A 13613-nucleotide genomic window follows, 5' to 3' on the forward strand; every position below is an offset into this window, starting at 1 on the left:
CCCTTCTAACATATAGCAGTACCTGTATAGCAATACCTAAATAAGGGTTTGGGCCTTATTACTCAGCTTCTACTAAGCTTTCTTCTGCTTGAACAGCCAGATCTTGTGAACGACCTTCACGAACGGTGCTTGCTACAGCGCCCAGATACAGTTTGATTGCACGGATTGCATCATCGTTACCAGGGATAACGAAGTCGATACCGTCTGGATCAGAGTTAGTATCAACGATAGCAAATACTGGGATACCCAGGTTGTTTGCTTCTTTAATAGCAATGTGTTCGTGGTCTGCATCGATAACGAACAGAGCGTCAGGTAAACCGCCCATATCTTTGATACCGCCTAAGCTGTTTTCTAACTTACCAAGTTCACGAGTACGCATCAGCGCTTCTTTCTTAGTCAGTTTGTCGAAAGTACCGTCTTGTGATTGAACTTCTAAATCTTTCAGACGTTTGATTGACTGACGAACGGTTTTCCAGTTAGTCAACATTCCGCCTAACCAGCGGTGGTTAACGAAATACTGATCACAGCTGTTAGCAGCTTCTTGAACGGCTTCGCTTGCAGCACGTTTAGTACCGACAAACAGAATTTTGCCTTTACGAGAAGCAATTTTAGTCAACTCAGCCAGAGCTTCGTTGAACATTGGAACAGTTTTTTCCAGGTTGATGATATGAACTTTGTTACGCGCACCGAAAATGAAAGGTTTCATTTTTGGGTTCCAGTAACGAGTCTGGTGACCAAAGTGTACGCCTGCTTGTAACATATCGCGCATGGAAACAGTTGCCATTTAATACCTCTGTATTTAAGTAATTGGGGTTATGCCTCCACAAATCCCATGCTACCGACTCCAAAGCTGCGTTAAAACGCATAAGAGCACCCCGGTGCACGTGTCGATTTGTGTGTGTTATTACACAATTGAGTTTTAAGTTTCGCACATCCAATATTTTATCAACGACTTTATCTTGATGCCATAAAATGACATTTCGATGATGGTGATAAGAAATAAATGGATTGCCGGCGCGCTTTATACCATAAAACCAACCTAGAAGCCAACTTTTGTTGCTTTTTTCGCTCACAAAAATGCCTAAAAGTGGTTTTGATTTAAAGCCATTGACCTGAGCAATATTTAACCATTGCTCAGGTCAATTATAGACGCTATTCGGTAAGATAAAAAAGCCTTATTTTTGCAATACCTTCTAGATGGTCTTCGTTACTATTTTTTTGCATTTTGTGCTGTTGAAAGCTCAAAATGAACAAGCTCCACTCCTTTCCTTATCTACTATAAAGTGACTTCGACTTTCGAGTCCGCTCGATAGCTAGTTGGCAGAAAATGCGGTGGCTGTTACCATATATCTCATCGATGTAAAATGGGCTACCTATTTTCCCCCTCTTTTTTAACATGCCATCAAATTCAATGTTGGCATGAATGGACTAAATTCATGGCTATTATTATCAAAACTGAAGAAGATATTCAGAAAATGCGTGTTGCTGGCCGCTTAGCAGCGGAAGTGTTAGAAATGATTGCTCCGCACGTTGTGCCGGGAGTTAGTACGGGTGAATTAGATCGCCTATGTCATCAACATATTGTTGACGTACAGCAAGCTATCCCTGCGTGCCTGAATTATCACGGTTTTCCTAAATCTGTTTGTATTTCTGTCAATGATGTCATCTGCCACGGCATTCCTAGTGATGATAAAATCTTAAAAGATGGCGATATTGTTAATATTGACGTCACCGTTATTAAAGATGGTTTCCATGGCGATACCTCCAAAATGTTTATTGTTGGTAAACCAACCATTCAAGGTGAGCGCCTTTGCCAAGTCACACTAGACAGCTTATATTTAGCAATCCGAATGGTTAAACCGGGTATTCGCTTACGTACTTTAGGTAAAGCCATTCAAGAGTTTGTCGAAAAACAAGATTTCTCAGTTGTGCGTGAATATTGCGGCCACGGCATTGGCCAAGGTTTCCATGAAGAACCACAAGTTCTGCACTATGATGCTGACGACAGTGGCGTGGTTCTACAAAAAGGGATGACTTTTACCATTGAGCCTATGGTCAATACAGGCGATCACCGTATTCGCACCATGAAAGATGGCTGGACAGTTAAAACCAAAGACCGCGGTTGGTCTGCACAATATGAACACACGTTAGTTGTGACGGATAACGGCTGTGAAATCCTCACTCTACGTAAAGAAGAAGAGCCGTTTATCTCTGCAGTATTAGTTAACGAATAATCTTCTCCATTGAGCCTTCCTAACCGAAGGCTCTTCCTCTGTTCATTTTTATCAAAAAACCGTAAGCTGGTAGCTACCCCCCTATTGCTATCAATATGGAAAGATAAAGATGACTGTAAATTCAGCTTCCTACCTCCCCCCTAATCAATTTAGTACTCATGACCTTGAACTTAATTTATTAAGACAACATGTCGATGATTTCGATCAGTGGCTGGAAGAGGCTTTCAACCAAGGTAAAGATGTTGTCGACCTTATTCACTTGCGAAGTGATTACCTTGATGCGTTACTCACTCGATTATGGCAATCCTTTCAATTTGATAAGCAGCCTGATATGTCACTAATCGCCGTTGGGGGTTACGGGCGCCATGAACTACATCCACTTTCTGACATTGATATTTTAGTTTTAAGTAAAAACCAGCTTCCAGAACACATCGCTAGTGAAATTGGGCAATTTATCACTCTATTATGGGATTTGCGGTTTGATATCGGCCACAGCGTCCGTTCCCTCGCTGAATGCATTGAAGCCGGAAATGCAGATCTAACCACCGCGACTAATCTCATTGAATCACGGTTAATTTGTGGTGATGTCGCCCTGTTTTTACAATTACAAAAAACTATTTTTAGCGATGATTTTTGGCCTTCCGCGGTCTTTTTTGCTGCAAAAATTGAAGAACAACAAGAACGCCATCAACGCTACCATAGCACTAGCTATAATTTAGAACCCGATATTAAAAGTAGCCCCGGGGGATTACGGGATATCCATACCTTACTATGGGTCGGGCGGCGTCATTTTGGTGCAACCACCGTCGATGAAATGGTAGGTTTTGGTTTTCTCACTGAAGAAGAGCGCCAAGAACTCAAAGAGTGCCTAATATTTTTATGGAAAATTCGCTTTGCGCTCCATTTAGTGGTGAAACGTCATGATAATCGACTGCTATTTGACCGCCAGTTTAGTGTGGCTCGGTTACTGGGTTATGAAGGCGAAAAAAACCAACCCGTTGAACGAATGATGAAAGATTTCTATCGCGTCACTCGCCGTGTTCGGGAACTCAATCAAATGCTATTGCAGTTATTTGATGAAGCTATTTTAACGCTTAACCCCAACGAAAAGCCCCGTCCTATTGATTCTCTATTCCAATTACGTGGATCATTGATTGACGTTATTGATGAAGAGTTATTTATCAAGCAGCCAGCCGCTATTTTAAAAATGTTTTACCAAATGGCTCGCTACCCAAATATTACAGGGATCTATTCCACTACTTTACGGCAACTACGTTATGCGCGGCGCAACCTTTCAGTGCCATTATGTGAAATCCCTGAAGCCCGAAAACTGTTTATCAAAATTCTACGCCACCCTCGCGCCATCAAAGGTGCATTTGTCCCAATGCACCTTCATAGTGTACTGAGCGCTTATACCCCACTCTGGAGCAATATCGTTGGTCAAATGCAGTTCGACCTATTTCATGCATATACCGTTGATGAACACACTATTCGCGTACTGCAAAAAATTGATAGCTTTACGTTAGAAGAAAATCGTCGTGATCATCCACTGTGTGTCAGTGTTTATCCCAAATTATTGCAGCCTGAACTTTTACGATTAGCTGCCATTTTTCACGATATAGCTAAAGGCCGATCAGGAGATCATTCCGACCTTGGCTCTGATTTTGTTTATGATTTTGCCTTACTGCATGATTTTTCTGTCAAAGAAGCTGAATTAGCTTCATGGTTGGTTAAAAACCACTTATTGATGTCGGTGACAGCTCAACGGCGTGATATTCAAGACCCCGATGTTATTAAACAATTTGCAGGGGAAGTTAAAACTGTTTCACGGCTTAACTACTTGATGTGTTTAACGGTTGCAGACATTTGCGCGACAAATAGCACACTGTGGAATAGCTGGAAACAAAGTTTAATTCGTGAACTTTTTTTATCTACAGAGCATCAATTAAATCAAGGCATGCAGAGCACCCCTGACTTACGCGAACGCATTCGTCATCATCGTTATCAAGCTTTATCATTACTACGCCAATCATCAATTGATGAAGAAAAACTGCAGGGGTTATGGTCCCGCTGCCATGCCGATTATTTTTTACGTCATACGCCATCCCAATTAGCATGGCATGCTAAGCACTTACTAGCCCATGACTTGAGCCAGCCTTTGGTATTAATCAGCACACAACCTAAACATGGCGGAACAGAAATTTTTATTTGGTGCCATGATAAACCCCATTTATTTGCCGCTGTCGCCAGCGAATTGGATCGGCGAAATTTAAGCATTCACAGTGCTCAAATTTTTACTAACAAAGACAATATGGCCATGGATACCTTCGTCGTTCTTGAGCCTAACGGTAACCCTCTATCCAAAGACAGATACGACCACATCCGAAAAATGTTGTTATTAGCCGTTCAGCAACCAGAAATATCACTGCCTAAGCCACGTACTCTGCCGTCAAAATTACGTCACTTTACCGTGCCAACAAAAGTCAATTTTCTACATTCCACCAACGACCGTCGCACCTATATGGAACTGTTCGCCTTAGATCAACCAGGTTTATTGGCTCGCATCGGTCATATTTTTGCTCAAATGGAAATTTCTCTATATGGCGCACGCATCACGACAATTGGCGAAAAAGTGGAAGATTTCTTTGTTTTAGCTGATAAGGAACACAAAGCGTTGACTAAAAATATGCAACAAGAGTTATCAGAAAGGTTGACAGAGGCCCTAAAATCGAAGGATAAAATATAGCGTCCATTACATTTTCATGGTGAACGTTCACTTTTTATAACATTCAAGAGGAAAATACAATCAATGCAGCATTTACAAGCGATCATTGAACAAGCGTTCGAAGAGCGAGCCAGTATCACACCAAATACGGTATCAAACTCAGTAAAACAAGCCGTGTTAGATACCATTGCATTACTCGATAGCGGGGAATTACGTGTAGCTGAGAAAATTGCCGGTGTTTGGGTTACCCATCAATGGCTGAAAAAAGCTGTTTTGTTATCATTTCGCATTCAAGATAACCAAGTGATTGACGGTGCAGAAAGCCGTTATTTCGATAAAGTTCCAATGAAATTTGCGGATTATGACCAAGCTCGCTTCGAAAAAGAAGGCTTCCGAGTCGTTCCTCCTGCCGCTGTTCGTAAAGGCGCTTATATCGCTAAAAATAGCGTATTAATGCCGTCATATGTCAATATTGGTGCTTACGTCGATGCAGGCACAATGGTAGATACATGGGCAACCGTTGGTTCATGTGCACAGATTGGTAAAAACGTGCATTTATCTGGTGGTGTAGGGATCGGTGGCGTATTAGAGCCATTACAAGCTAACCCAACAATTATTGAAGACAACTGCTTTATTGGTGCTCGTTCTGAAGTGGTCGAAGGGGTGATTGTTGAAGAGGGTTCCGTCATTTCAATGGGGGTTTATCTGGGGCAAAGCACCAAAATCTATGACCGTGAAACAGGTGAAATTCATTACGGCCGAGTCCCTGCTGGCTCCGTAGTTGTTTCAGGTAATTTGCCATCTAAAGATGGTCGCTACAGCCTGTATTGCGCCGTCATTGTAAAAAAAGTTGATGAGAAAACTCGCGGTAAAGTGGGTATTAATGAATTATTAAGAACGATTGATGAGTAATTAAACGCCTAAAATCTCACGCCAAACCTGTTACTGGTTTTTATAATAAACTTTTATAGTGAGCCACTGTAATTAGGTTAAAAAACTAAAGCTATCCCGAATCGCATACCCCCGTATGCAACTCGGGTGGCCATATCAGTGTTACTTTTTAATATTAGCGCATTAATTGCAAAGAGAAGTTTGTCAATTTCTACAAATCGCGCATAATATGTCCGTGGCTTTTGCCGTTTACCTCTAATAAAACTGTATTATTTTATTTTTCATTATAATGATGCTGTTTGTGTAATAACATCATTCAATCTATCACCCAAACGAATGGGATAGATAACTTACTAACGAGAAATAGACCGATATTGTTACGGCCTGCTCACACTATCACTTTGTTCACCGACTCTGTCTCTACAGTAAAGCGAGCTAACATGTACGATAATTTGAAAAGTTTAGGCATCAGTAACCCTCAAGATATTGACCGCTATACCTTACGCCAAGAAGCGAATAATGACATTTTAAAAATTTATTTTCGCAAAGATAAAGGGGAGTTTTTCGCTAAAAGCGTAAAATTTAAATACCCGCGCCAGCGTAAAACTATTGCGGATGGTAATAATAATTTCAAAGAAATTAATGAAATTAATACTAACCTACGTTACGCCATTGAAGAACTAGATCAAATTTGCCAAACAGATCAAACTGACATTGATTTAAAACACAAAATTCTCGATGACTTACGCCATCTTGAACATGTGGTTTCAAATAAGATCGCAGAAATTGAAGCAGATCTAGAAAAATTGACCCGTAAATAATTTACAGGTGAAATGATTAATTTACTGCGCCGTAGCACTGCCAATATTTATCATTAATATAGGTAATACTACGGTGCAGACATTTAAAGCAGCTCCGCCCATGCTTCAACCCAAGGCTTAGCAAACTCCTCAGGAACATCCACCTCAATTGCATCAATAAATAAAATATCACCAATACGGGTCGCTGATTGTTCAGCTAACAATTCATCGAAACGAATACCCGCTCCACAAAAACTTTCATAACTGCTATCACCTAAAGCAATTATTCCGTAACGTAAATCAGGTTGATAACCGACAACATCTTTGATTTCACTATATAACGGAGCGATGGTATCTGGTATATCCCCTTGCCCTGTAGACGAAGTCACAATAAGTGCAATTTCATTACCTGAATTATAAAGTTGCCAATCGCTCAAGGTGGGCTCATCAAAAACAACCACTTCATGCCCTTGCTGCTCTAAAATTTCTTGTGCTGTTTCCGCAACAGCTAAAGAGTTACCATAGACAGTTCCAACAAAAATGCCTATTTTTGACATAACATTCCCTCTATTTCATAGTTAACTTGATGAGTTAATAACGTTTATCCCTAATTTTGCAACTGTATCTGACCATCCAAATTGCTCAATTAATGATAACCATTGTGTATCCCACGTAGCCACTAACGATATATTTTCTTTTGTTATTGGGTGATTTAAATTTAATAAGCTGGCATGTAACATCAGGCGAGACACTGAAAAATGCGTATTCACCCCTCGGTTTTGGCGTAAGTCTCCATGCTTGCTATCACCAATAATAGGGTGACGAAGATGAGACATATGCCTTCTCAATTGATGTTTACGGCCAGTTTCAGGTTTTAACTCAACTAAACTAAATCTTGATGTTTCATATCGCCCAATCGCAATAGCGCATTCAACTGTCACTATCGGTTTACAGTGGGTAACGCATTCCTGTAAAACAGGTTCACGTGATGCATGTTTATCCGCAATTTTATCTAACTCTTCTAATAGCGGGTAATCGATGGTTTGCTCTTCGGTTAAATAACCGCGAACGACAGCGTGATACACTTTTTCTAACTGATGGTTTTCAAATTGAGCCGATAACAGCCTTGCGACGTCACTCGATAACGCAAATAGTAATATACCTGACGTCGGCCTATCGAGGCGATGAATGGGGTAAACATACTGGCCAATTTGGTCACGTAGTGTCTGCATCACAAATACGGTTTCTTTACTGTCCAGCCAACTGCGATGCACTAACATACCAGCAGGCTTATTAACCGCTACCATATATTCATCGTGATAAATAATTTCCAGCATCAATAAATTACCCGCAGGTCTTAGTGGAGAAAAAACCATCTAACTCACGCAAATAATTGATAAGTAGAGTATATTGTTCTTCTTCATCATGCTTATACGCTTCTTCAAAATAAGGAGCGACCGCAAAATTAGTTGGCAGCGTAGCCCCTTGTTCAATTAACATTTGTAGACGAGGTATTAAAATCCACTGCAGCCACTCTATAGCCTCCATCGTATCAATACAAAAAGGCTCTACGCTGTTAAAAGCCTCGGGTGAAGGTGGTTGTTCATTCCAAAGAGATTTTAATTTCATTTCCTCTTCTAAGTGACGAAGTTTCTCAATAATACGTTGTTCAATATTCATACTTAAACTCATTTAGTGATGGCTGCAGCAAATATACGGTATTTTCTATCATAATTCTGTCGGATACATGGGGTTAAGCCTCAGCAAATACAAGTTTATTTATTTTGCATATCGATAATAATTATTATCGTAGCTATTAATCGAACAACTCATTTAATAAGATTCGTTTATATTTTGTTGCAGATAGCACATGTAAGATTAAATGTTTTATCAATTTAGTACTTACAGAATAATTAACAACAAAATGGTTTATCTATGGGACGACTAAAACAGTGGCGCAAGGAAAATAAAGTCTGGAAAGCTTTAAACTCTAACTATATTGAATTAAAAAGAAAAATACGCATTTCAAAGCTGCCTTCGTCACAATATCAGCATTATCAAGTTATGTGCCAAAACTACCGTAGTGCGCAATTTTCTTCAGTTATTGAAGGCGTTCCTCATTTTATCGAACGCCCTATAAATAAGTATCTACATAAAAGCTGGAGCGGAAAACAAAAACTATCAACCGCCAGCTACACGCTCAATTTAATTGAAAGTACATTCAAGCCCGAAGCTATTGAAGCTATGTTTTCTGCTAAGCGAGAAGGGCTTCTCGTGGCAAACATTGAATTAAAATCAGGAGAGTTCGCTCAATTAACATTGATTTACTCTCAATACCCTCGAGAAGGCGACCTCACTTTACACTTGAGAAATGAGACCGGTGACGATATTTATTTAATGAGTTTTTCCTTCGGCCCAGAAGGACAATTGTACGTGTGCTCTTTGCAAGGCCCTTCCACTGAACAAAGTGTCGATCAAGTTAGGTTGATAACTAAGCAAATGCACGGTATGAGGCCCAAAAATTTATTAATGTCAGCGGTTTATGCAGTAGCAGCCTTCTTTGATGTAAAATCAATATTAGGAATTTCAAACCAGTGTCATATTAAGAGCCAGCATTTGAAATCAAGCTATGATACGTTTTGGCAAGAATGCGGTGCCACGAAAACACCTGATGGTTGGTTCCAATTACCTATTCAAGAACCTGTACGAGATATAGAGTCAGTGAAAAGCCAGCGTCGTGCTGAATTTCGCCGCCGAGAAGCGCTACGCGATTCCATGACCCAAGGTATTATTGCTTCGCTAACTAAAAATTCAATTAGATTAGAACATTGATTTAAATAAATTAAAGTACCTTTAATTTTTTTAAATCACCCCGCTACAATAGGTATTAACTAAAAAAGCCAGTCAACCGAAGCTGACTGGCTCATACTTTAAAATTTACGCATCCTGCAAATGACTTCCCGTCATTCAACATCCTGTTGATTAAAACAAATTTATAGATTTATCACCTAATCGCGTTCCATCGCCTTGTTTTAAAAAATTTTTACACCTCACATGAAGGTATAAAAAGCTAAACGAGTTTACCCTGTCCAGCGCGATAAGAATGCATTAAATCTATTAATGAAACAACCTAGCAAAATAAACAATAACACGGTAAAAATACGCAAAAAGTACAAACCAGATAGTAACGCCATGAAATTAAAAGTTAAATAATTATCATTACAATATAAAGAACATTTTTTAAGAAATTACTTAGCTTAATTGTAGGCATTTACTTACACAAACCCGCTTAAAAACACTTACCCCTGAGGCTCAACAACAACCACTAGCTCATCGAGAAAACTTGTTAAATTCGAAGAAAGTACACGCCTTTCCTGACTACCAAATTTTTCTAATATAATTTCCCCCGTGAGATTACACATTGATATCATTTCAATCTCTGATTCCAACGTTGCAATGAATAGCGTGGGTGATAGTTTTAAACGCTTTTGAGTCACTAAATGACCAATTAAATTTTCTTGCAAACGGATGAAATCATCTTCATTCCACACCTGTACTAAACTCAACGTAATATCACGAAATGTGGCTTTCATATCGCCAGCAAGCTGTGCAGTATAAAAAGCATGGATATCACCTTGTAAATTAATCTCCAATGCTGTCGCAACTTTATCTAAGCTCGCATCCTTTATTGGAAATGGTTGAGGTTCCCAGTAAACCCAGTTTTCACCTGTGCGGACAATACATGGCGATGGAATACCATATAAGTCTGTTGAGGCGGGAGGTAACCCCGTTTGTTGGTGCCATTGTGAAATATATTTCTGAGTAAAATTATGTAGTGCGGCAGAATGTGAAGTATTCATAATTATGTGTTTTTTGTCGTCAATTTAAAGAGAAAGGCGTCAATGTTGTCGATAAATGGTATTATGACAGAAGTTCACAGACGAAGAAAATATCCCAATTTTACCTATTAGCCTCATTTTCAGTTTATGAAGTATAAGGACCTATATGTCACACTACCAGAATAATCCCGCACTTAATAATTTAACTCTTGGAAAGAAAACGGATTATCATGATCAGTATGATGCCACATTATTACAAGCTGTCCCTCGTAGCTTAAATCGTGACCCTTTAGCCATTCACGCTAAAGCACTTCCATTTCACGGTGCTGACATTTGGACAATGTATGAGCTTTCATGGCTAAATCAGCGCGGTGTTCCCCAAGTAGCAATAGGCTCGATTAGTGTTGATGCAAATAGCGAAAACTTAATTGAATCTAAGAGCTTTAAGCTTTACCTAAATAGTTTTAACCAAACACGTTTTGAAACTTGGGAAAATGTGCGAAGCGCTTTGCAAAATGATTTAAGCCGCTGTGCTAATGGCCAAGTAAGCGTTACACTTCATAAATTAGAGCACTTTGCTCATCAACCTATCCAGCCATTACTTGGCGAATGTATTGATGAACAAGAGATTGATATTGATAATTATGAGTTTAATCGAGATTATTTGGCGAATAGCACCCAGCAACAAGTTGTTGACGAAACGTTAGTGAGCCATTTATTAAAATCAAACTGTTTAATTACCAACCAACCTGACTGGGGCTCTGTGCAGATCCACTATTGTGGACCCAAAATTGATCGTGAAGCCTTATTACGCTACTTGGTCTCATTTCGCCATCATAATGAGTTTCACGAACAATGCGTTGAACGCATTTTCACTGATATTATGCAATTGTGTAACCCTGAAAAATTAAGTGTTTATGCACGCTATACTCGCCGTGGAGGGCTTGATATAAACCCATGGCGTAGTAATGAAGAATTCACGCCAGAACTAGGTCGCTTATCACGACAATAAGTATATATAGTTGAAAAGTAAGTGTAATTAATACATTTGCAGTACAATTCACATATCAAGAACCCATGGGGTAAAGGAGTACTACTTGATTACTCATATCAGTCCATTAGGTTACCAAAGCAACAAAAAGCATTAAATATCAATAGCTTAATTTATTATCAGTTCATTTTTCATACTACAAAACACTACATTTCATTCTAAATGAATCAATAAGTTACCCCTTCATTTCGAACGAAAAAGAGGGGTAATTAACCCCTCACCTCTCATTTTTGCGGCACAGTTCGTCACAGTGATATCTGATAACATTACGACCAATATTGATATCGCGCCATTGCCTGACTGCTTATAATTAACTCCAGACTTTATTGGAGGGTTTATGACCAGTACGCAACTTATCTTACTCGCACTTACTTGCATCAATGAAAATAGAGAGCCGTCTCACACTGAACAATCACGTATCTATGTTTTCTATAAAACTGAGATAGATGGCAAGGCTATTTCGATCAATGAGTTTATACTCTTACTTTCTAATTCATCTTTGTACTGCCAGATAGAGCAACCAAAAAGAGCTCCAGTAATTGAGTCCATAGAAAGTTATCTAAGCAGTTCTGCTGATAAATCACACGCAAGAAAGTAGAATAATCATGCACAATCTCGCAAATCTAACTCAGTGAGTAAGAGATTTCCGCGGAGGTATGAGTACAGCAAAGAAGATTAGATGTCTTCCTCGGCTTCAATTTCGGCGTTCTTAGCCTCCTCCGCTTGCCTCTCCGCCTCCTCTTTCGCCAATCGCTCGGCTCCTGCTTGTTTGAGGTTGTAGATAGAATCCTCCGGCATTTCGACACGCATATCTATCCAGCGCCCCTCAGGGATATCGCATGGCTCGTAATTTTCAAAGTAGATAGGATTACCATCCTTATCAAAGTCTTTAATGCGTTTATTTTGGAAGCGCTCTGGCATATCCGCGTTCTGTTGATGAAAGACAAACAGCTCAATGCTACCATCTTTTCTAACATCATAATCAACAAGAACCATATTTTTACCATTGTGGTCCTGTGGGATAACAATACCGTTATTAATACCCCATGCACCATCAGCATTAAACCCTAAGGCACCCTTAATCAGATAATGACCAACACCTAGGTGCTCCATTGTTGCACCTTCAGATTCATCGTTAGTCTCGATGTGGTCAGCAAACACTTTAATAATCGGTGATGCGACTTTTAGATTGCCGTTTGAGTCTTTGGTGGTGTTACCTGTTGAATACAACATTGAAACGGGGTTAAACTCACCATTAGTTAAAATCCTAAAATATAAATTTTTATTACCTGTAGTTCTTCCGATTTGGAATCCGTAAGCATTGTTGCGTATGTTAATTATATGCGCAGAGCCATTACCCCCCCATGGATTAGCACTCGCACTACCCGGCATAGCATAAAAACCACAGCCAAGCTCTGTTGATGTGTGGTTTTCAGAGGATTGAACCAAGCTAACTCCAACACCATAATCCCCAACTTGCATTAGCGTGCCAGATTTTTCAGGCAAGGTGTGCGTCCCTTTAGTAGACTTAACTGCGTTCTTACTGAAAGTCACATCACCAGTAATGGTTCCGCCTGATTTGTCAAACTTCCCATCTAGCAGCTTATCCATTTCTTTCGCCGTTCTCAGTTGCTGTGTCGTACCATCCGGCAACGTCACTGTAATCGTACCGCTTTCTGTCGCCCATCGATTTAAGATATCGCTGAACTGCACATTCGCAACGTTCATTGCTACAATCTTGTTTGCGGCATCAGAAACCGAGTTCACCATCGTGGTGAGAATATTATATGCCCCGTTTTTTACTGCCACTGGCGCTGGGAAAGCTAACGTTAATTCCGTGTCACTTTGAATAGATTGGATACTGTTAATGTAAGCGGTGTTGCCGTTTACAATTAAAATAATCTGTTCCGCTGATACGCGTGAGTTATTGTCTTTCCATTTTGTACTTGTGCCGGTTACTTTATTGCTATTGGCTGTGGTGGTGATTGTACCGATGTTGTACATATTGATTCTCCGAAATTTAGATACAAAAAACCGCAATTAAGCGGCCTAGTGTGATTTAGTTATTTGTTA

General features: G+C 39.7%; 12 protein-coding genes. 6 read left to right on the forward strand and 6 right to left on the reverse strand.

The annotated features are described in order from the left end of the window. Window positions 1-58: 58 nt before the first annotated feature. Window positions 59-784 (reverse strand): 30S ribosomal protein S2, encoded by a 726-nt coding sequence (rpsB, locus tag SJ312_RS13035; RefSeq protein WP_004257504.1) that lies wholly within the window; start codon window positions 782-784, stop codon window positions 59-61. Window positions 785-1436: 652 nt separating this feature from the next. Here rpsB and map point away from each other — a divergent pair. From map to SJ312_RS13055, 4 genes are all read left to right on the forward strand, one after another. Then, window positions 1437-2234 carry a type I methionyl aminopeptidase gene (gene map / locus SJ312_RS13040; protein ID WP_036957992.1) on the forward strand — a complete coding sequence of 266 codons (798 nt, stop codon included), beginning with the start codon at window positions 1437-1439 and terminating at the stop codon, window positions 2232-2234. 109 nt (window positions 2235-2343) lie between these two features. Continuing rightward, window positions 2344-4980, forward strand: coding sequence for a bifunctional uridylyltransferase/uridylyl-removing protein GlnD (gene glnD, locus SJ312_RS13045; protein WP_187710090.1), 2637 nt, complete (start codon window positions 2344-2346; stop codon window positions 4978-4980). Between the two features lie 63 nt (window positions 4981-5043). Beyond that, window positions 5044-5871 (forward strand): 2,3,4,5-tetrahydropyridine-2,6-dicarboxylate N-succinyltransferase, encoded by an 828-nt coding sequence (gene dapD, locus SJ312_RS13050; protein WP_144141028.1) that lies wholly within the window; start codon window positions 5044-5046, stop codon window positions 5869-5871. A 419-nt stretch (window positions 5872-6290) separates the two neighbouring features. Continuing rightward, window positions 6291-6671: a DUF3461 family protein gene (locus SJ312_RS13055; RefSeq protein WP_004908747.1), complete on the forward strand. Its 381-nt coding sequence runs from the start codon at window positions 6291-6293 to the stop codon at window positions 6669-6671. Window positions 6672-6754: 83 nt separating this feature from the next. On the opposite strand, the gene SJ312_RS13060 is transcribed toward SJ312_RS13055, so the two are convergent. From SJ312_RS13060 to SJ312_RS13070, 3 genes are read right to left on the reverse strand one after another with little or no spacing between them, the layout of a single operon-like run. Next, entirely contained in the window at window positions 6755-7207 is a 453-nt protein-coding gene (locus SJ312_RS13060) for a flavodoxin (RefSeq protein ID WP_004257522.1), read from the reverse strand. A gap of 21 nt (window positions 7208-7228) precedes the next feature. Beyond that, window positions 7229-7987, reverse strand: coding sequence for a tRNA pseudouridine(65) synthase TruC (truC, locus tag SJ312_RS13065; protein ID WP_110591287.1), 759 nt, complete (start codon window positions 7985-7987; stop codon window positions 7229-7231). A 7-nt stretch (window positions 7988-7994) separates the two neighbouring features. Then, window positions 7995-8330, reverse strand: a complete 336-nt coding sequence (locus SJ312_RS13070) for a YqcC family protein (protein ID WP_004257526.1) — start codon at window positions 8328-8330, stop codon at window positions 7995-7997. Window positions 8331-8585: 255 nt separating this feature from the next. Between SJ312_RS13070 and SJ312_RS13075 the strand changes: the two genes are divergently transcribed. Next, a complete protein-coding gene (locus SJ312_RS13075; RefSeq protein WP_110591285.1) occupies window positions 8586-9482 on the forward strand; it encodes a DUF535 family protein in 897 nt (298 codons plus the stop codon). Window positions 9483-9949: 467 nt separating this feature from the next. Here the strand turns inward: SJ312_RS13075 and syd are convergent, their stop codons facing one another. Next, a complete protein-coding gene (syd, locus tag SJ312_RS13080; RefSeq protein ID WP_110591284.1) occupies window positions 9950-10510 on the reverse strand; it encodes a SecY-interacting protein in 561 nt (186 codons plus the stop codon). A gap of 145 nt (window positions 10511-10655) precedes the next feature. On the opposite strand from syd, the gene queF reads away from it, so the two are divergent. Continuing rightward, window positions 10656-11501, forward strand: coding sequence for an NADPH-dependent 7-cyano-7-deazaguanine reductase QueF (gene queF / locus SJ312_RS13085; RefSeq protein WP_110591283.1), 846 nt, complete (start codon window positions 10656-10658; stop codon window positions 11499-11501). A 714-nt stretch (window positions 11502-12215) separates the two neighbouring features. On the opposite strand, the gene SJ312_RS13090 is transcribed toward queF, so the two are convergent. Next, window positions 12216-13544 (reverse strand): hypothetical protein, encoded by a 1329-nt coding sequence (locus SJ312_RS13090; RefSeq protein ID WP_319867912.1) that lies wholly within the window; start codon window positions 13542-13544, stop codon window positions 12216-12218. Between the last annotated feature and the right edge of the window lie 69 nt (window positions 13545-13613).

The organism is Providencia sp. CIM-Carb-044 (genome assembly GCF_033901115.1).
Lineage (GTDB): Bacteria > Pseudomonadota > Gammaproteobacteria > Enterobacterales > Enterobacteriaceae > Providencia > Providencia hangzhouensis.